The organism is Nocardia sp. NPDC019323 (assembly GCF_044389845.1).
GTDB classification, from domain to species: Bacteria; Actinomycetota; Actinomycetes; order Mycobacteriales; family Mycobacteriaceae; genus Nocardia; species Nocardia implantans.
Genome location: NZ_JBIRYN010000004.1, coordinates 260,719 through 278,031, shown reverse-complemented (window position 1 = coordinate 278,031; position 17,313 = coordinate 260,719). Strand labels below are relative to the sequence as shown.

The window sequence follows — 17,313 nt, the reverse complement described above, 5'->3', positions numbered from 1 at the left end:
GCCGACCGCGTCCGGTTTGCCGGCAATTCGGTCTGAAGCTCACATACGACCACGAGCGGGTTGTCGTGGCGAAAATTGATCCACAACTACCCGTGTGCGTGGCCTGTGTCTGAAGACCGGATGGGGCTGCTACCCGAAGACTTCTTCGTGCCACCAGCGATCGGGGTGGCTGAACCAGGGGCCGACCCGGTCCGCGCTGAGGACTCGTAGTTCCTTCAGGTCGATGTGGTATCTCCGGTAGAGCGCGACGATCTCGTACAACCCGCCTTCATCGACGGCGTCGAGATCGACGGTGAGATACAACGTGCGCGATTGTCCTCGGTACGACTCGATGCAGGGGATCGCGTCGAGCCACCCGAAGAACACCGCCTCGTCGTGCGGCGAGTAGTGCGTGACGCCGGTGGCTTCGATGACCACGGTGCCTGTGCCGTTCATCGCGACTTTCCGGCTGGATACACGTTCGTATAACCACCTTCCTTCTCTTGGACGTCCCAGTGCGGGACGCCGTGTGCTGTCGAGCCTCGACCGGTCGGTACCCACACGTCTATCCGCGTCTGTCATACCGAATGCTGCTCAGCGACAGTATGTTTCAATCGAAACGTGTAGTCTGTGCGCTGCGGGGACGTCAAGCAAGCAGCGGTGGCCGCAGCGGCGTGGAAATCGAGCACCGCGCACTGTGGTGCCGGCACAAGGGGGGTTCGATGCTCGATCCGCGAGTTGTCGCGGTCGTCATCCGTCGCAAGGAGGACTGGGTCCCAGAGGACAAGACTCTGGAGATCACCGAGTTCGATCCGCGATCGGACCGGGTATGGGTGCGGTTCGGCAGGTCCAGGAGCTATCCATTCGGGCGGGAGCGAGTGACGATTCTCGACCGGCCTGCGCCGGTATCGCTGGGCCCGTATGCGCAATTGTTCGTCGACGGAGTCCCGATGGACGCGATCGAGGCGCACGTTTTCACCGGACCGCCGGAGGCGGGATCGTGGTGGCACGTCCGCGGTACGGGCGGATGGAATGTCTACAGCATGGATCGGGTGCAGGTACTGCCGAACGCCGCCACTGCCCCCCGCTCCAAGGATGTGCTGACCTACTGGCGGACGGTGGCTGAGCGGCTGACCGACGATTCCGGCCTACTGCTCCGAAACCACCAGAACCTGAGCTTCATTCATCCAGAAAGCGCGTTGACCCGGATTCTCGAGCAGGCGCCGGTAGAGCCCCGCCCGGACAGCGAGGTGCCGCTGGCGGTGTACCCGTTCCGCACGAACATCAGTCAAAGTACGGCGGTGCGCAACGCATTGCGGTATCCCGTCTCGGTGATGGATGGTCCACCTGGCACCGGGAAGACGCAGACGATCCTCAACATCATCGCCTCCGTCATCTGCCGACCTGGTGCGACCGTGGGGGTGGTGTCTTTCAGCAACTCCGCTGTCGACAACGTTTTCGAGAAGCTGACCAAAGAAGGCTTCGGGATGGTGGCGGCCAATCTGGGACGCGTCGAAAAGCGGCAGGAGTTCTTCGACCGCCAGGCGGCACGCAACGTGGCAGTCGATGCGATGCTGCGCGTCGGTACCGCACCCGCCGCGGACGCTGCAGATGAACTCGCCAAGGTGAACCGGCGACTGGCCGCGCTGCTGGAACAGGACCGTCTGCGCGCCCGGCTACGCCATCAACTGCACGCATACCGGCTGGAACAACAGCATTTCCAGTCGTTTTTCGACCGCCACGAGATACCGGACGCCGGCGACCTGCCACTGCTGCGCCGCTACAGCGCGGACAAACTGCTCGATTTCATCGCCGACACCGATCCGCGCTGGATCCGCGACCGTGGCTTGGGGCGGATGGTGGAGTTGATGAATCGCTACTTCAGGTACCGGGCGCTGCGCCACGTCGACGCCGGGGACATCGACGTCGTGCTGCGGATTCAACGCTTGTATTACGAGAAGAAGATCGCCGAACTCGAGCGGCGGGCCGAACAGCTGACCAGAACACTGGAGCGCAAGGACTTCGAAGCACTCTTGGCGGACCAGGCGCGGCTGTCCCAGCAGTTGCTCCATGACGCGCTGCGCTCCCGATACGGCTCGATACCCCGCACGGTCTACACCCCACAGTATCGACAGCAGTTCGGGCAGTTCACCCACGACTACCCGCTGATCCTGAGTACTTGCCATTCGCTCCACAACAGCATCGGGCGCTCCACCCTCCTGGACTACCTGATCATCGATGAAGCATCACAGGTGGACCTGGTGACCGTGAGCCCGGCACTGGCATGTGCGCGGAACCTCATCGTGGTCGGCGACCTGGCACAGCTACCGCCGGTCACGAAAGACCTCACCGACCCTCCGCCGGCACCCGATCCGGTCTTCGACTACCGGCGCAGCGTTCTGTCCTCGGTCATCGAACGGTACAGCGATCAGTTGCCCCGGACGATGCTGCGTGAACACTATCGGTGTGATCCGGACATCATCGAGTTCTGCAATCGGAAGTTCTACGACGGTCTGCTGATTCCGTATACGCGCAGCACGCCCGGTGTGGCCCCGATGACGGTGGTGCGTACGGCCCCCGGCAACCACATGCGCCGCGCCTACGGCGACGACGACCCGAAGTCGAAGGGACGGAGCAACCAACGCGAGATCGATGTAATCCTGCACGAGGTGCTGCCCTGGATATCCGCCGATATTCCACCGCACGAGGTCGGGGTCACCACTCCGTATCGCCGTCAGGCGAACAAGGCGACCGATGCTCTGATCGAGGCCATCGAGTCCGACACAGTGCATCGCTTCCAAGGTCGAGAGAAGGACGCGGTCGTCATGACCACGGTGTTGGACGACACCCCCGGCAGCCGGGCAGCTTTGCGGTTCGCCGACGATCCTCAATTGATCAATGTGGCCGTATCCCGGGCGATGCGCTTGTTCGTCCTGGTCACCCATCATTCCGGGCTGCCGGAGAGCCGACACCTGCGCGATCTGATCGGCTACATCCGGTACCGGGACCCGGACAACGCGGTCGTAGACAGCGATGTGGTGTCGATCTTCGACCTGCTGTACACGGACTACACGCGGCGGCGGCGCGCGCACCCGCATATCGGGTGGGAGCGCACCGGATGGCCTTCGGAGGACATCGCCCTCACCATGCTGGAGGGGGTGCTCGCCGAGCCCCGCTACGGTCACCTCGCAGCACACCGGCAGGTCTACCTGCAGAATGTGTTCCCGCGCGGTCTCGACCGGCTCGATGCTCGGCAGCGTGAATTCGTTCGGCGCCGATCGTCGTTCGATTTCGTCATCTACAACCGGATCACCAACGAGAGCGTCGGCGCCATCGAAGTGGACGGCTTCAGCACCCATGAAGCGAACCCGACGCAGCTCGCCCGCGACGCGGTGAAGGACGAGATCTGCCGGCGCTACAACTTCGGACTGCTGCGCCTGCCGACAACCGGGAGCGGCGAGGTCGCTCGGGTGCGCAGGTTCCTCGACCGGCTGCCTTGAGACCCGAAAATTCGCCGCCGATACCGGCTGCCACGCCGGACGTTCATCCCTTGGCTGTGACGGTCCATATCGCCAGCTCGGCTTCGCGAGTCGGCGTTCCGTTCCACGGATGGGTCCGGAATTGATTGTCCGCGAGGTACTCCATGTATTTCGCTCCGGCATATCCCCAATTGGTGATATCCAGCTCGGCCGTCTTCTGTCCGAGTTCGCTTTCTTTCCAGACATGTGCGATGTCGGTGGCGATCGGGCGTAGGTCATCCGGTGTTGCCGCCGTGGGTACATCGAGGGTGATGAGGAATCTCATTTCGTCCAGTCGGCGGGGATCGCCCACCACATTCACAGAATTGAGACACGCTCCCACCGGTAGGTGCGTCGCTGCCAGGGCGGTCTTCAATTCCTCGGTAACCAGGGGGTCGGCAGACAGGGCGGGGCAGCTTGCTGGTTTGGTTGTCGTCGAGGGCGTCGCATCGCTCGGCTCCACCGCCGAATCCACCGAGCTGCCCGAACCGCAACCGCCCAGCACTGCGACACCGGCGACGGCGGCCAGCAGACTGGACCCAATACGAACCATCAACCCCACCATGTTCCTCCGCTCGGGTTCGACTCAGCCATGGGCCGCATGTCACCCCTCCCCGCATCTCTTGCGAGAACAGTCCGGAACTCCCGATATGACTGAGGTTTTCATCCTATCCGCCGCCGCCGGAACCCGATCCGGCCACCGCGAAGCCCTGGTTACACCGTCGCCGACCATGCACTGAGCAGGCGACTGCCCGCACCCGCGACGCGAGTTGTCGGATGCGTCTCAGATCGCCGCGACCTCCGTCCTCGATCGAAGTCACTCGAGGTGTGGGTGTTTCCCCTGTTCTCCGGGTGGATGCCACCGGGTCAGCTCCCGGCGGCACGCCGCGAACTCCTCGGGGTCGCGCAGCGCCCGGCCTGCGGCGAGATCCAACTCGAACGAGTGGTCGCTGTGGCCGGTCGTCGCCGCGATCATCTCGCGGGCGGTGGTGCGTATTGCCGACTTGTCGCCGGTCATCGTCCAGCAGTACGCATCCGGCACGTGGATGAGCCAGCGTGGGCCGCAGCAGTGCACCTCGACGTAGTACCGGCGCACGGTCACGGCCTCCGCGCCCTGACCGTCACTCGGTCCATGACAGGGCTTCGGTGAGGGTCACCGGAGGCGGGGGAGGGGTCGACACCCCGCCTCCGGGACGTTCGGGTGCGGCGGACCACTGCCGCAGCGCGGCCGCGTAGCGCTCGAGCACGGGCAGCGGCACGCCCCTGTAGGGGGCGCGCGGCCGGGGGAAAGGAACGCGTTGCGGCAGTCGGTTGGTCATGTGTCCTCCGCTGGTCCAATGGCGGCGAACGGGGAGTCTCGCCGCGCCGATCACGCGGTCAGTGGAGCACCCGGCGCGGGCCGTGTGGATATTCCCGCGGAAATTCGCGATGCGAAGTGGCAAAAGCCCTGGACACCTTCCAGCGATCCTGCACAATGGCGTCCAGAAGGCCGAAAAACCGCCTTCCACAATATCTTTCGAAATATTCCAGTCAGCGGGTGCGGATATTCCACAGAAGGGAGCAAACAGCATGGGGGAGAGCGATGCGAGCGCCGGTATTCGGCAGCTCAAGGCCGACATTCGCGGGACCGGGGGCGTTCCACACCGCAGCCTCGGCCGCTGCCTGCGCGGGATGAGGCAGGAGGCGGGACTGTCCATCGAAGTGGCGGCGCGGGCCATCGGGCGCGGGGCGGGGACGCTGCACCGTTTGGAGACCGGTGCCCCGAACGTGATCGTGCGCGATGAAGACCTGCGGCGGCTGTGCAAGCTGTATCAGCGGGTGGACATGCTGCCGGTGTTGAAATCGCTCGCGGCGCAGGGGAGAACGCCGTCATGGCTGGACGAGTTTCCCGATCAGGTGAATCCGACGTTCAACGCGTACATCCAGATGGAGGCGGCGGCCTCGCATCTCACGTTCTATCGGCCCGACATGGTGCCCGGACTATTTCAGATCCCGGACTACGCACGGGCGCTGGATCGTGCCTACTTTCCGATGGACACCGCCGAGGAGATCGAACGGCGGGTGCGTGTTCGGCGCAACCGGCAGGCGTTGATAACCCGGGATTTCGCACCGCTGGCTGCGATGCTAGTGCTGGACGAGGCGGCGATCAGACGGGTCGTCGGCAGTCCACGCATCATGTCGACGCAGCTGCGACACATGGCGGACCTGCCACCGAACGTTCGGGTGTACGTTGTACCGTTCGGTGCCGGATTCCCGCTGGGAACATCGACTGGTCCATTCACAATCTTGGACTTCGCCGCTGATGGCGACGGTCGGCCGTTGGAGCCGCCAGTAGTTCATGTCCAGAGCTACACCGGCGACATCTACCTGGAAGGTGCCGACACTGTACGCAGGTACAAAGCTGGAATCGATGTCATGCGCCGGGTAGCGTTGGACACGCTCAACAGCAAGCGTCTGCTACGACAGGTGGCGAAGGAGTTCGACTGTGTCCGTTGATCTATCCGGAGCGCGGTGGTTCAAGAGCACATACAGCTCAGCTGGGAGTGAGTGCGTCGAGATCGCGCATCTGGACGGCGGACGCGTGGGGGTTCGTGACTCGAAGAACCTCCACGGCGGGGTGCTGGTGTTCACGCCCTCGGAGTGGGACGCGTTTGTGTCGGGCGCGCGGAGCGGGCAGTTCGACCGGCTCTGAGTTGCACCTGCTCGATGGCCGGTGTCCACCGGAGACGACAGTAGGCGTGCGGCGGCAGCGAAGGTCCTGAGATCGGGGTTCCGATAAATATCGTGCGCACCACCGGCTGCGTCGGCGGGTCGGGCGACCTGCCGACGTTCCGGCAGCAGTTCTAGCGGTGCGAGGCCCCGCGGGTCGATGCGGTGTCCGATCTAGTCGATGCGGCGTTGTGCGCGAATAGCCCTGTCCGCCACTACCGGAGTCATCGCGGGTTGGTAGGCATCGATGGGGCGGTGGCAGATGTAGCGCGAGAACCGAGGAGATTGTGAGTAGCACACCGATTCCGCCGCGAGCGTTGACCGAACTCGAAACCAACGTCGTCACCAGGCTGCTGTCGTCGAATGCCCCCGGCGCCACTGAGTATCTGGCGCAGGTACCGTACTCGCAGGTCGTCGCAACGTGGGGTGTCGGTTCACCGAGTGTCGATCTTGCGGTCCGGCCCGGCGCGGTGCAAGCATCCGGTTCGACCGACGGGATCTTCGCCAGCGGAGCGGTCACCGACCGCAACGAATCACCGATCGGCGAGGTCATTTTGTGGGTCGAGAATGGTTGGCTCAGTGGAATCGAGTACGCCTGGTATACGAACGAACGCCCACACACGCTGCCCGAACCCGATCAGATCGTACTTCTATAGCGAGCGATGATTGGGCGAAGCACCGACGGAAAGCGGCGAACTGGATACACATAGTCGGAAGTGGTGGCCGAGTTGCTGCCCAGGCTTCTCAATGATCGACAGTTTGCGGGTACAGGATTGCCTGAGTTTTGGGGCACATTTAAAAGGAGCTGCTCGACGAGCTCGGACCACGCCCTTGATCGGCCCTCGGCCGAAGGGCCACCACATTTTCGCGCAAACGAGAAGGCCTCGAACCACACAACCCCTGTACTCAGCCATCGAGACCGGCAAGGAATGCCGGCTGGATTCGCCGGTCGCCGGGCAGCCGGTCCGGATCGAATACGTGGGCGCGGACTTTCTCGGATGGGGTCACACTCGATGGTCGGGCCAGTACCGCTTGGATTGGAAGTATTGTGTAGCCGCCGGCGCGTCGTTGTAGTCGAGGAGGTTTCCCACCTTCTTCGCAAGTACTCGACGTACCTCTTCGGGGCTGGCGAAGAAGAACTCCCGTCGAGTATTCGCGTGGTTCAGTCGCACCGCAGCGAACTCTTTGTGGAGTTCGTTTTCGAGTGTGACGGCATCGTCGGAGAAGTAGACGGCGTGGACGTCGAAGGGGAAGGGGACGGACGCGCCGCCGAGTTCGCGGACCCGGTCGAGGGGTTCGAGTCTGCGGGTCAGCCCGATCTTGACGACGTTGGGGCCGAAGGCGCCGATGTTGGAGATGACGTAGACATAGCCTGCGCGGATGTTCGCAGCGCGGTAGTCGTTCTGCGCGATCGCGTCGGCGATGCGGGTGAGTTGGTCTTCGATGTCGCGGGTGTCTTGTCCGGTGGCGGTGAGTCGTTGCAGCACGGCTCGGTAGTGTGCTTGTTCTTTCTCGAGTCGCTCACGTTCGGCGGCGAGTTCTTGTTCCACTTTGCGTTCCTCACGCAAGCGCTCGCGTTCCTCGCGGGCGGCTTCACGTTCCTCCTGCACCTTCATCATGTAGTCGGCTGTGAGTTCGAGTTCCTTGATCCGCAGCGCGTGATACGTGGGGGACACGTGCATCTGCATTGCCGCGCCGAGCTTTTCGATGTCTTTGGCAGCCTTGTCGAGTCGTCGTTTGGCGGTGTCCAGGTTGCCGGCGCGTATGGTCCGGACGCAGTTCTCCGCCTCGGCGTTGTATGCCCGCAGCATGAGCTTGGACAGGTCTGCGGTCAACCGACGGCCTTCGGCGAGGGAGTTGTTGAAGCTGAACTTTCTGGCTACCACGATGGCCTCGCTGGTCTTTACGGCTTCACGCACGTCGGCCCGCAGCTCGGCGAGGGCCTGCTTGTAGCTGTCGGCGTTCTCCAAGGGATGGTGATACTCGTAGATCCCCACCTCTTGAAGCACCAGCGCGTCGTCCACGGTGATGAGCCGGGAATCCTTCGGTGGCGGTGCGGCGGCTGAGATCGGGCGCGCGTGCAGTTGCGCGGTGAGCTCTTGAATGCGGTCTTGGAGGTCGGCGGATTCGCGTTCTTTGACGATCAGCATCTTGCGCAGTGCGACGATCGCAGCTTGGGGGTCGTTCATCCGCGTACTCCGTGGTTTGCCAAGGGCGCAAGCCCGTAGGGGTTCTTCGAGACTGCGGCCGCAAGGTGAGTCAATGTGGCTGCCGGCTCCACCCGTGCAAGGTCGATCGACAGAAAATCGGCGCGGTCAGTGGCGAGCCGCACGAGGTCGATGCGGGTGTCGTGGCCGGTAGCGGCATCGACGGTGTCGACAGCCACGGTTAGTGCGATGCTGTCGATGATCTCTTCCCGATCGGCTTCGAACACTTCGTGTACTGTCCGCAGCGCGGTCTGCGCGATCGCCGATGCGTAGCGACGTTTGACCTCAGCGGCCGGCAGCGTGGTTGTCGTGATTTCGTCGGTGGTTTTGTTGTAGCGGAACGCTTTCGATGTCGGGAAGGTGTCGGGATGCGGGGCCAACACCGTGACGCGTAGTTCGCGGTCGCTCGCGTCGAAGGAGTGCTCGTAGGACACTTCGAATTGCTCGGGATACACCGAGTTGGCCAGCACAATGCCGACGTATTCTTCCATTGCGTCGGGCCGACGCTCACGTAATCCAGCGATGAGCCCATCCAAGCGCGCGTTCGATTCTTCGACCTGTCGGCGACGTACACTGCTTGCTTGCTCGAGCCGTCGCCGGGCATCGCCCAGCTCCGCGACCCGCGAGGCTTCGTGCTGTCGCCACTGGGCACGTAGTTCCGCGTTGGCGGCGCAGGTTCGGGCGAGCGTCAGCTGCCACTGCTGTACAGCGTTGAGGTATTCCCGTTGCGCCGCCTCCAGTTGGGCCGCGTACCTGCGGTTGCCGCCCAGAGCACCGCCGAGACCTGTTGGCTGAGCAGGTGGCACGAAGATCGGGTGATCCGGCATTGTGTGGTAGCGAGGAGCCGGTGATGGTGTGAGCAACTCGGGACGATCGAACGGGAGGTTGGTAGCCGTTTCGCGCAGGGATTCGAGGTCGACCCAGTCATCGACTTCCAGCGTGGCGTCCAGCAGGTGGTCGATCGCGTCGTAGGTGGCGGCGAGCTGCGCGTTCTTCTCTTCGACCTCTGCCTCACGCGCAGCGATGTGGGCGAGTCTCGCAGCCATCTCCGCTGCCGCGCGTTCGGCGGCCGAGGCACGCATAGCCGCGGCAGCGGCTCGTTGCTGCTCCCGGGCGAAGCGTTGCGCCTCCCTTACGGCCACATTGTGGGCACGCATCGCTGCCCGTTGCTGCTGCGCCTGCCTTCGCTGCGCCAGCCTATGCTGGTGCTGTAGTTCAGCGAAGAACCCCCTGCGTCGCGCCACCCAGCTACACCCCTCTTCCAACTTCGACGTGATCTGGCCGGAGAACCGCGGCCCGCAGTTACTGTCGTGACAGAACCAGCTCCGTTACATGCGCCACACAATGAATTTTCCAGCTATCAGCGCTCGAGCTTCCTCGCGGGTCACCGGTGGTGCGAACAGGAATCCTTGAGCCCGATAGCAGCCGAGATCAATCAGAGTTCGGGCGGCCTCGGGGGTTTCGACGCCGGCGGCGGAAACACTCAGTCCGAAGCTGGTGGCTAGCGCGATGATAGCTCGTACGATGGCGACGTCTTCAGTGTTGCTGTTGAGTCGCTGAACGAAGGCGCGGTCGACCTCGAGTGAATCGACCGGGAGCCGCTGCACCATCTTTATCGAGCTGTTGTAGGTCCCGAAGCTGTCGATGCCGACCTGCACACCCAGACGCTTCAACCCACGTACTGTGGTGACAGTGGCGTCAAAATCTGTGTCTTCCCGCTCTGTGATCTCGATACAGACAGATGGGCAGTCCACGCCTGTTCGACGCAGTATGTGTCCCACCTTCTCTACGAACGCCGGTTCGTCTAGAAGGGTCGGAGACACATTGATTCGCAACGTAAGATTGCGGCCGAGTCCATCGGCCTGCCAGCCAGCAAACTCGGCACATGCCGTTCGGATCACCCACCATCCCAATTCTTCTGCCAGGCCTGCTTTTTCCGCTGCCGAAACAAAAGTATGGGCCGACAAGAATCCCCGTGTCGGATGATTCCACCGAACCAGCGCCTCGATCCCGAGGACCTCACCTGTCCGCAGGTCGATTTCGGGTTGGTAGTGCAGTGTCAGCTGTCCAGTCCGGATGGCATCACGCAGTTGGGTGTCGAACGGTGGTCCAGCCAGGTGTGCTCTGTTTCGAATCAAGCCGAGATGGTCGAGCAGTGGATTGAGGTCCGCCTGTGGCTGCCGAAGGCCTACGGCGGTGAGTTCGTAGCACAGTTGCCGATGTAGAGCTGGCAAAGTAAGGAACTCATCACCTAGCGGCATGCCCTCGCGGAGTAAGCGGATAAGGCGGTCGGTATAGGCGGGGTAGGTTTCCGCATCGAGCTTCTTCGAAATCCCGTTCGGCGGTGCCGAAGTCAAGACCGCGGTTCCCTCGGCGGCGATCTCGACGAGCAGATCATGGGCGCCCGGGGACTGGTTCAAGCCGAGCGCGCGTCCGGAGTAGCAACAGTCCAAGATCACGACGCGCGCCGCAGTGGCGCTCTCCAGATAGAGATCGCGTACAGCATCGAAAGGGACACCTCCGATGCCTGGACGAAGAGGATGGGTGTCTGTAACGGCAAGATGCAGCTCGCTCCGCCGGGGGCCCAGCACACCGTGCCCTGCGAAATAGATCAACAACAGATCTTGTGCTTGGTCCGACGCTTCGGCAATCGCGTCACCGATATCGGCTGGTGATGCCCGCTCAGGTAGTAGAATACAGCCATCCAACAAAAGAGAACCGTGCACCGGATCGGTGAGAACATCCCTCAGTTCCTTGGCCCCAGCGTGAACACCCGACAGGTCCGGCAGATGATCGTAGGTGTCGATCCCGATCAGAACGGCCCGCGACATCTCGCGATCCGGCAAACGGATCACCGAACCTCCTGTCACATTTAGCAACTATCGAAGTCCAAGACGCTCTGCAAAAGGGCGGGTACATCGTTTACTCGCTTGGCGTTGACAGTTACAGATCGTCCATCGGAACTACGGATTTCGATTTCGACGTCCGAGCGGCGCGGCTGCGTGAACCATGTCTTCAACGACATCGCCAACACCGACAACGCACCGCCCCCTCCGACAGCGACCGTAGCGAAATCGACCCAAGACCCCATCTCTCCGTGCGACGGAGCATGGACTACAGCTTTGCAACGACCCCGTAGCTCCGGCTCTCGGCTGAGCCATCGTAGGAGCGCTTCCATATGCTCTGAGTGCTCACCGGCAGGGATGGCCAACGTGACTTGGTTATCCATGACTCCCCCATCCCTAGGCTTGACCGCCACAGCCTCTAGGAACGATACGCCGCCCGTCGAGATTTCGGCGCGAAAAATCGGAATGATGGAGCGGATGAAGCGATTGATCGGCTCGACATGGCGAGGGTACGTGAGTCCACGCGCGTTGCTTCAACCGGCCCGGACAGCTGCCGCGCTCGGGGTGCTGTATGACTACACCTACATCCTGTCGTTGCTATGGCAAGTAGGAGTCGATCCTGGCAAAGCTTGCGGATGCAGCATTCCGGCTTGGAGGCGCGCTGCAGACGCTACTGACGTAGGAGCGGAGCGATTCGACCCGATCTGCCGTGGGCGTGTTGCACACTGTTCCAGCAGTGACGACACGGAAAGGAACGGTATGGACGATATCCACCTCGACGAGGGCGAGCTGTTCGTCCTTGCCTCGCTTCAGGTGATGATGCGCTGAGTTCCGAGGCGTGCGATGGGTGGATGGCGTCAAGGAGTCCGTCGTGGTATCGAACGGATTCCGTGGCGACATCGACACCGTCGCCGATGCATTTGTGGCGCTGCTGAAGCACCTCGCGGCCGATTTCGTGACCCCCATGGGTCTGCCGATGCCGGGCGCGTCCCTGCTGCACGAACTCGACAACCGTGAACTGCGCAAACTCATCCACCGGGCGTACCTCGGTAGCTCGGACGGCAACGGCTTGAACCTGCGCTCCGGAATCGTCTCCGCGGGACTGCCCGCGCTCAGCACCGAAGTGCTTATCCGACTCCACGTCCACGCGACTGCATACCGCGGTACCGGTAGTACGGAACTCGATTCGGCCCAGGAAGCCATGTGTACCGAGTTACTCCTCGCCGCGCACTCGATCGTCGCTGCGTCATCGATCAGTAAGGCGATCGCACGGGCTTACCGCCTGGACGGCGACAACAGGTACACCGCAATGCGGCACATCAACGCGCCGCTACTACTGGCAGTCGCCAGTAAAGCAGCCGCAGTCATCCACGACGTTCGTGTCAGGCATGACACCGGCGGTCCGTCCTGGGACGATCTCCTCGCCGAACTGGACGAACCGTCGTCACTGGCCACTGCAGTGTTGCTTAGTGAGATCATTACCTGAGCCGGTTGACCCGCCTTCGGCATCGCTGATCCGTCGAGTCAGACAGGTGTCCGCTCAGGCGAGCACAGCTGCATGAGATCGAGGGAGTCCAGGTCACGGCAATGACCTGTTCGATGGTTACTCCCGGCAGGACTTCACTGGGCCAGTGCACCTTCGCCGATGAGATCGATGACTGGCGGGTGTATCGTGCCGTGCGATGCCAGCACGGCGGGTTCCGCTGTGCGCCGCCGCAGGAGCTAATGCGTCGAATGCTGACTGTGGAACTGCCATGCATCACGCACGATGTCGGTGATGTCTGGTTTCTGTGGTGTCCAGCCGAGTTCGCGTCGGGCCACGCGAACTCGACCTGGTGAACGGGTTGCCCGATCACGCTTCCACCACAACAGGAGCGGGCACGCTTCGCGGCCGCCTACGGCTACGACCTTCTCGACTGGCCCGGATGGACCTTGCTGCGCGACATCACCGAATTGCACTCGCTCGGCGCCTACATCCGGCTTGCACCGACCAAGCCTGCGGCGGCCGAACAACTGCGCCATCGCAGCCGATCCTTGCGAACCGGTGACAAAGCCGCAGTCTGGCAAGCCATCGCATGATCTCGTGCCTGTGTCCCGAAGGACAGCACCTGGCAGCCCACCCGAATCGAGCGGTCGTCTCGTCAGTCGCCGACGAACAGGAGATATCCGTTGGCGCGGAGCGCGATGGACGATGCTCGCCTCAGCAGGTCGATGGCCTGCCGCTCGGCATCGGTCCGTACCTCGATCCCCTCGATCTGATCCAGGATCAAGCCGAGCTGGTACCGATTGAACATGGTGTCGCCGTAACGGGAGATGCCCCGTACCAAGCTGGTTTCGGGCTGCGCAGTGCACAGCTTGAACAGCGTTTCGTCCGCATCGTCACCGAAGCGGTGAATCTCGGCATGGTTGATGTCCTGCACAACGATGTCTGAAGCCACCTGATCCCTACTCGTCTCCTGCGGAATCCAACACTACGTCGATCAGGCGAAACAGCGGATCACGGCGGTCGTGGACATGGCCTCGGCGTAACGCCCATGGGCTGATGACGGATAAGACGTGCAGTCCGGTGTTCTCGAGCTTCCAGGGGCCCGGCCACCGGGCATGCCGATCAGTGTGCAGACTCAGAGGGGAAAGTTCATGCGCTCAGTCACCAAATTCGCCGCGACCGCCGCTGCCGCCGTCGTGGCCTGTGCTCCGGCGTTCGTCTTCGCCGGTACTGCCTCGGCCGAGGCGGTCAACCTGCCGGTCCTCTACACCACCGCGACGGAAGCGGGTCTGTGCTACGGCACGATTCGCGGGAACGTGGACCAGGACTCGTCCCAGGGGCTCCACCTCACCAGCGCCTTCCAGGGCATCGGTACCTGCGCGACCACCGCATACGTCTCCTGGCACAACATCGATACCGGGGCGCGCGGAAACACCACGATCAAGCTGGTCGGCTCGTGGTACAACTCGGCCACCATCCCCTCCGGCCCCGGTCACGTCGAATTGTCCGTCACCACGAAGGAGATCTTCCACTCGCCCGATTCGGTCCAGGTGCAGTACGTCATCCCGGGATAGACCGGGCGCTGTGCTTCTGCCGCCCTGGCGTCGGCAGCGATCGGCGGCGCGACCGTCGCATGCCGCTCTACGCTGAGTGACATGGTGACCATCGTCGGTGGAGGAATCGCCGGGACCGTGCTGGCGGGAGCGCTTGGCCGCGAAGGTATTCCGGTCCGTGTGTACGAAAGTCAGCCTTCGGTCGGCGTCGGGGCGTTCCTGGTACTGGACGACCGTGCCCATGCCGCGCTGACGACTCTCGGCGTGCCCGCCGATCGGCTGGACGAGGTCGCCCATCCGGTGGACGCCCTGCGGGTGGAGTACCAGCCGGGCGAAGCCCGTTTCGGGCCGAGCCGTGGTCATCGGCTGTACCTGCGTGCCGAACTCATGTCGGTGCTGACCGAATTCGCCACTGCCACAGCGGCGGAATTCCACTACGGCACCGCGGTGACCGATATCGACCATGGCATGCTGTTCAGCGGCGCTACCCGGCTGCCCGCCGACGATGTCGTCATCGCGGCCGATGGCATCGACTCCCTCGCCCGCCGCCGGATCGAGCCGGGACGAACGCCCGAGTACGCCGGACAGATCGTGTTCTACGGCCGCACCGAGCGTGCTCAGGCGTTGCGCACCAAGAGCGCGGTGCTGCACTTCGACGGCCGCATCGGTGCGGATGGCCGCCCAGCGGGCGCGTTCGGTCACTACTGGGACGAAGGACTGTCCGTCTGGTTCGCCAGAGTCACCCGCCCAGCTCTTCCCGCTCCGGACCTCGGATTCCATCCGGTAGTGAAGTGGGCCGAACTGATCCGAACGGTGGCCCCTGGCATCCGTGACGTGGTCGATCTCCTGTTGGCCGAGACGGAGACCGTGCACATCTCCAATGCGCGCAACGTCCCTTTCACCGCAGCCGCTCCCGCACAGCTGCCGGTCATCCTCTGCGGGGACGCCGATCACGCCATCACACCGGCCGAAGGAGTCGGCGCGCGCGACGCCATCGAGGACGCGGCAGCCATCTTTCACGCACTGTCCACCGGGGCCTCGCCCGCGGACGCGATGACGGCCCGGCGCCGGCGGATCGCCACCGACCGGGAACGGGTCGTTCCGCCCTACCGCCGCGCCGCGAACTAGACGAGTAAGTCCGAAGGCCCGGTGATGCCCGGACATGGGCGGAGGGCGTCGAAGATCATTGAGTGACGAACGATCTGAACGCCCTCCTGACCGCACTGTACGTGAAGATTGATGATGAGTTGGCCCGGACCGAGGTGGACCGGCCGTCCGCCGGTGTCGACCGACTCGGAATCGGTGTGTCTGGCGGTGGCGCAGTCGTTGCTGGGGTTCACCTCCGAGGCGCACTGGGGGTGGTACGGAATCACCATGCTGCGGCCCTCGCGCAAGGACGAGACCGCCCGTTACGGTGAGCCGCTGCTGAAGAAGGTGCGCCAGTTTATCGAGTCGGTCAACGACACGCTCAAAGGCAACTCGACCTTGAAGACCACGGCGGCCGCAGCGTCGAGGGCGTCGCGATCCGCGTCGCCCAGCGCATACTGGCGATGGCCGCCGCGATCTGGCACAACCATACGATCGGCGCACCGGTCACCCGGTCACTGATTGCCTACGACCACTGACCAACACTCGGATCAGATGAGCATGCTAGAACACGTGGATGGCGTACAGGTTCACGGCGCTGGTTGCGTGCGAACTCGATGATCCAGATGTAGACGACTGCATGATGGCGGGCGTGGCGGAGTCGAATGACGAAGAGGGGTTCTCCTTGTTGTTCATGTGCGACTTCGACGATCCCGACGAACAGGATGTGTCGCTGGGCATGGACACACATTGCCTTGTCACGCCCGATCAGGGCACTGCCTATGGCTGCGTACGCGAGGTGGAGCTGACCGGCGACGTGCTTCGGGTGACCTTGGATCCCGAGTCGCTGGATGATCTCGGCCTGACCGATCCCGTTGTCGAGGCGTTGCTGCATGCGCCAGCAGCGGACGTGGCACGCATGCGCGAAGTGCTGCCGCGCATTCTGGCCTACGGACGCCCAGATACCCGGCCGCGACTGATCACGTCGTAGCAATTCATAGCGCCATCTGCCACAACCGCACCACCGGCAAACCCCGCACCCGGTCACGCATCTCCTACGACCACTGACCGAACTTCGGACTTACTCGTCTAGACGTCACCGCCGCGCGCTCCACCGCCGCACAGAGAAGCGGACACGCGGCGGTGCGTCGGCAGCGGAATGGCTCGGCGGTGAATTAACTTCAGGATCCCTGAGGAGATGCCAGCTGCCCCCGGAGGGGCGGTCCGCCTCGGCGTTCAGTGCTGACCTGAAGTGCGATCTCAGGGAGGAATCGTGGACATTACCCAGCTGATTCTGGACGACCACCAGGAACAACGGCGGCTGTTCGCGATCCTGGAGCAGATCGATCGCGCGGACACCGGCGCGCTTTCCGCGATCTGGCACCGGCTCGCGGCCTTCCTCGAGCTGCACGCGCAGGCGGAGGAGGAGATCTTCTACCCCGCCCTGCTGCAAGTGGGTATCGCGGCCCGGCGCGCGGGCGGGGTGGAGAACGAGACACTCGACGCCATCCACGACCACAACGAGATCAGGGACGCGATCGCCGAGGTAGCCCGTCATCAGGTCGGCGCCGACGCCTGGTACGCGGCCGTCGCGGCGGCGAACGCGGCCAACAGCGATCACATGGCCGAGGAAGAACGCGAGGGCCTCACCGACTTCCGCCGCCTTGCCGGGCTGCCGCGTCGCCATCAGCTGGCCGTCGCTTTCGCCGCTTACGAGGCGCGCAACTTCGCCGGCGTCCAGCCCGTCGACAAGGATCCGGTCAGCTATGTCCACGCGGCAGAGGAGGGAGCAGAGAAGAAAGCGCGGCCCGCTGCGAACGGATCGCTGGGTGTCGGCACCCTGAGAAGGAACTGACCGGCAGGCCGTACCCCCACCGCTCCCGCGACATTCGCGTGGATCGCATGCCTTCGTTCGGTGGGATGAACCGA

The 17,313-nt window shown here is 63.4% G+C and carries 21 protein-coding genes and 1 pseudogene; 12 read left to right on the top strand and 10 right to left on the bottom strand.

Features of this window, described 5'->3' with window-relative positions:
* Nucleotides 1-129: 129 nt before the first annotated feature.
* Both ACH49X_RS17905 and ACH49X_RS17900 read right to left on the bottom strand, forming a co-directional pair.
* Entirely contained in the window at nucleotides 130-435 is a 306-nt protein-coding gene (locus ACH49X_RS17905; protein ID WP_357103090.1) for a hypothetical protein, read from the bottom strand.
* A complete protein-coding gene (locus tag ACH49X_RS17900) occupies nucleotides 432-542 on the bottom strand; it encodes a polymorphic toxin type 37 domain-containing protein (RefSeq protein ID WP_323124072.1) in 111 nt (36 codons plus the stop codon). Before ACH49X_RS17900 ends, ACH49X_RS17905 begins: the two co-directional genes overlap by 4 nt.
* 159 nt (nucleotides 543-701) lie before the next feature.
* Here ACH49X_RS17900 and ACH49X_RS17895 point away from each other — a divergent pair, with 159 nt between their 5' ends.
* Nucleotides 702-3,479: an AAA domain-containing protein gene (locus ACH49X_RS17895; protein WP_357205690.1), complete on the top strand. Its 2,778-nt coding sequence runs from the start codon at nucleotides 702-704 to the stop codon at nucleotides 3,477-3,479.
* Nucleotides 3,480-3,522: 43 nt separating this feature from the next.
* On the opposite strand, the gene ACH49X_RS17890 is transcribed toward ACH49X_RS17895, so the two are convergent.
* The 3 genes from ACH49X_RS17890 to ACH49X_RS17880 all read right to left on the bottom strand — a co-directional run bounded on the left by ACH49X_RS17890 (nucleotide 3,523) and on the right by ACH49X_RS17880 (nucleotide 4,816).
* The gene (locus tag ACH49X_RS17890; RefSeq protein WP_357103084.1) at nucleotides 3,523-4,062 is read right to left on the bottom strand and encodes a hypothetical protein; all 540 of its coding nucleotides are present in this window, start codon (nucleotides 4,060-4,062) and stop codon (nucleotides 3,523-3,525) included.
* Between the two features lie 252 nt (nucleotides 4,063-4,314).
* Nucleotides 4,315-4,599, bottom strand: a complete 285-nt coding sequence (locus ACH49X_RS17885; RefSeq protein ID WP_357205687.1) for a hypothetical protein — start codon at nucleotides 4,597-4,599, stop codon at nucleotides 4,315-4,317.
* 19 nt (nucleotides 4,600-4,618) lie between these two features.
* Nucleotides 4,619-4,816, bottom strand: a complete 198-nt coding sequence (locus ACH49X_RS17880) for a hypothetical protein (RefSeq protein ID WP_357103078.1) — start codon at nucleotides 4,814-4,816, stop codon at nucleotides 4,619-4,621.
* 250 nt (nucleotides 4,817-5,066) lie between these two features.
* Here ACH49X_RS17880 and ACH49X_RS17875 point away from each other — a divergent pair, with 250 nt between their 5' ends.
* From ACH49X_RS17875 to ACH49X_RS17865, 3 genes are all read left to right on the top strand, one after another.
* Nucleotides 5,067-5,993, top strand: a complete 927-nt coding sequence (locus ACH49X_RS17875) for a helix-turn-helix transcriptional regulator (RefSeq protein WP_357205684.1) — start codon at nucleotides 5,067-5,069, stop codon at nucleotides 5,991-5,993.
* Nucleotides 5,983-6,189, top strand: a complete 207-nt coding sequence (locus ACH49X_RS17870; protein ID WP_357205681.1) for a DUF397 domain-containing protein — start codon at nucleotides 5,983-5,985, stop codon at nucleotides 6,187-6,189. The genes ACH49X_RS17875 and ACH49X_RS17870 overlap by 11 nt, the downstream gene beginning before the upstream one ends.
* Before the next feature lie 334 nt (nucleotides 6,190-6,523).
* Nucleotides 6,524-6,862: a hypothetical protein gene (locus ACH49X_RS17865; RefSeq protein ID WP_357205678.1), complete on the top strand. Its 339-nt coding sequence runs from the start codon at nucleotides 6,524-6,526 to the stop codon at nucleotides 6,860-6,862.
* A 348-nt stretch (nucleotides 6,863-7,210) separates the two neighbouring features.
* On the opposite strand, the gene ACH49X_RS17860 is transcribed toward ACH49X_RS17865, so the two are convergent.
* The 4 genes from ACH49X_RS17860 to ACH49X_RS17845 all read right to left on the bottom strand — a co-directional run bounded on the left by ACH49X_RS17860 (nucleotide 7,211) and on the right by ACH49X_RS17845 (nucleotide 11,642).
* Nucleotides 7,211-8,395 carry a DUF4041 domain-containing protein gene (locus ACH49X_RS17860; RefSeq protein ID WP_357205675.1) on the bottom strand — a complete coding sequence of 395 codons (1,185 nt, stop codon included), beginning with the start codon at nucleotides 8,393-8,395 and terminating at the stop codon, nucleotides 7,211-7,213.
* Nucleotides 8,392-9,570 (bottom strand): hypothetical protein, encoded by a 1,179-nt coding sequence (locus ACH49X_RS17855; RefSeq protein ID WP_357205672.1) that lies wholly within the window; start codon nucleotides 9,568-9,570, stop codon nucleotides 8,392-8,394. The genes ACH49X_RS17860 and ACH49X_RS17855 overlap by 4 nt, the downstream gene beginning before the upstream one ends.
* 171 nt (nucleotides 9,571-9,741) lie before the next feature.
* Nucleotides 9,742-11,268, bottom strand: a complete 1,527-nt coding sequence (locus ACH49X_RS17850; RefSeq protein WP_357205669.1) for an EAL domain-containing protein — start codon at nucleotides 11,266-11,268, stop codon at nucleotides 9,742-9,744.
* Between the two features lie 17 nt (nucleotides 11,269-11,285).
* Nucleotides 11,286-11,642, bottom strand: coding sequence for a hypothetical protein (locus ACH49X_RS17845; protein ID WP_357205666.1), 357 nt, complete (start codon nucleotides 11,640-11,642; stop codon nucleotides 11,286-11,288).
* Between the two features lie 94 nt (nucleotides 11,643-11,736).
* Here ACH49X_RS17845 and ACH49X_RS17840 point away from each other — a divergent pair, with 94 nt between their 5' ends.
* The 3 genes from ACH49X_RS17840 (at nucleotide 11,737) to ACH49X_RS17830 (ending at nucleotide 13,338) form a co-directional block, all read left to right on the top strand.
* The gene (locus tag ACH49X_RS17840; RefSeq protein ID WP_357205663.1) at nucleotides 11,737-12,087 is read left to right on the top strand and encodes a hypothetical protein; all 351 of its coding nucleotides are present in this window, start codon (nucleotides 11,737-11,739) and stop codon (nucleotides 12,085-12,087) included.
* 43 nt (nucleotides 12,088-12,130) lie between these two features.
* Nucleotides 12,131-12,745 carry a hypothetical protein gene (locus ACH49X_RS17835; RefSeq protein WP_357205661.1) on the top strand — a complete coding sequence of 205 codons (615 nt, stop codon included), beginning with the start codon at nucleotides 12,131-12,133 and terminating at the stop codon, nucleotides 12,743-12,745.
* 446 nt (nucleotides 12,746-13,191) lie between these two features.
* Complete coding sequence (locus tag ACH49X_RS17830) at nucleotides 13,192-13,338, top strand: hypothetical protein (RefSeq protein ID WP_357205658.1); 147 nt, start codon at nucleotides 13,192-13,194, stop codon at nucleotides 13,336-13,338.
* Between the two features lie 62 nt (nucleotides 13,339-13,400).
* On the opposite strand, the gene ACH49X_RS17825 is transcribed toward ACH49X_RS17830, so the two are convergent.
* The gene (locus ACH49X_RS17825; protein ID WP_357103072.1) at nucleotides 13,401-13,697 is read right to left on the bottom strand and encodes a hypothetical protein; all 297 of its coding nucleotides are present in this window, start codon (nucleotides 13,695-13,697) and stop codon (nucleotides 13,401-13,403) included.
* Nucleotides 13,698-13,896: 199 nt separating this feature from the next.
* Here ACH49X_RS17825 and ACH49X_RS17820 point away from each other — a divergent pair, with 199 nt between their 5' ends.
* The 5 genes and pseudogenes from ACH49X_RS17820 to ACH49X_RS17800 all read left to right on the top strand — a co-directional run bounded on the left by ACH49X_RS17820 (nucleotide 13,897) and on the right by ACH49X_RS17800 (nucleotide 17,239).
* Nucleotides 13,897-14,319: a hypothetical protein gene (locus ACH49X_RS17820; RefSeq protein ID WP_195079220.1), complete on the top strand. Its 423-nt coding sequence runs from the start codon at nucleotides 13,897-13,899 to the stop codon at nucleotides 14,317-14,319.
* Nucleotides 14,320-14,400: 81 nt separating this feature from the next.
* Nucleotides 14,401-15,426, top strand: a complete 1,026-nt coding sequence (locus tag ACH49X_RS17815) for an FAD-dependent monooxygenase (RefSeq protein WP_357205656.1) — start codon at nucleotides 14,401-14,403, stop codon at nucleotides 15,424-15,426.
* Nucleotides 15,427-15,663: 237 nt separating this feature from the next.
* A pseudogene (locus ACH49X_RS17810) lies at nucleotides 15,664-15,923 on the top strand (IS982 family transposase); the annotation flags it as partial.
* Nucleotides 15,924-15,961: 38 nt separating this feature from the next.
* The gene (locus tag ACH49X_RS17805) at nucleotides 15,962-16,375 is read left to right on the top strand and encodes an Imm10 family immunity protein (RefSeq protein WP_357205653.1); all 414 of its coding nucleotides are present in this window, start codon (nucleotides 15,962-15,964) and stop codon (nucleotides 16,373-16,375) included.
* Between the two features lie 282 nt (nucleotides 16,376-16,657).
* Nucleotides 16,658-17,239: a hemerythrin domain-containing protein gene (locus ACH49X_RS17800; RefSeq protein ID WP_195079451.1), complete on the top strand. Its 582-nt coding sequence runs from the start codon at nucleotides 16,658-16,660 to the stop codon at nucleotides 17,237-17,239.
* Nucleotides 17,240-17,313 lie beyond the last annotated feature (74 nt).

Coding starts and splice junctions, on each gene's coding strand:
- ACH49X_RS17905 (WP_357103090.1), bottom strand. CDS start 435: ATGAACGGCACAGGCACCGTGGTCATCGAAGCCACCGGCGTCACGCAC.
- ACH49X_RS17895 (WP_357205690.1), top strand. CDS start 702: ATGCTCGATCCGCGAGTTGTCGCGGTCGTCATCCGTCGCAAGGAGGAC.
- ACH49X_RS17890 (WP_357103084.1), bottom strand. CDS start 4,062: ATGGTGGGGTTGATGGTTCGTATTGGGTCCAGTCTGCTGGCCGCCGTC.
- ACH49X_RS17880 (WP_357103078.1), bottom strand. CDS start 4,816: ATGACCAACCGACTGCCGCAACGCGTTCCTTTCCCCCGGCCGCGCGCC.
- ACH49X_RS17875 (WP_357205684.1), top strand. CDS start 5,067: ATGGGGGAGAGCGATGCGAGCGCCGGTATTCGGCAGCTCAAGGCCGAC.
- ACH49X_RS17860 (WP_357205675.1), bottom strand. CDS start 8,395: ATGAACGACCCCCAAGCTGCGATCGTCGCACTGCGCAAGATGCTGATC.
- ACH49X_RS17855 (WP_357205672.1), bottom strand. CDS start 9,570: ATGCGTGCCCACAATGTGGCCGTAAGGGAGGCGCAACGCTTCGCCCGG.
- ACH49X_RS17845 (WP_357205666.1), bottom strand. CDS start 11,642: ATGGATAACCAAGTCACGTTGGCCATCCCTGCCGGTGAGCACTCAGAG.
- ACH49X_RS17840 (WP_357205663.1), top strand. CDS start 11,737: ATGAAGCGATTGATCGGCTCGACATGGCGAGGGTACGTGAGTCCACGC.
- ACH49X_RS17820 (WP_195079220.1), top strand. CDS start 13,897: ATGCGCTCAGTCACCAAATTCGCCGCGACCGCCGCTGCCGCCGTCGTG.
- ACH49X_RS17815 (WP_357205656.1), top strand. CDS start 14,401: ATGGTGACCATCGTCGGTGGAGGAATCGCCGGGACCGTGCTGGCGGGA.
- ACH49X_RS17805 (WP_357205653.1), top strand. CDS start 15,962: ATGGCGTACAGGTTCACGGCGCTGGTTGCGTGCGAACTCGATGATCCA.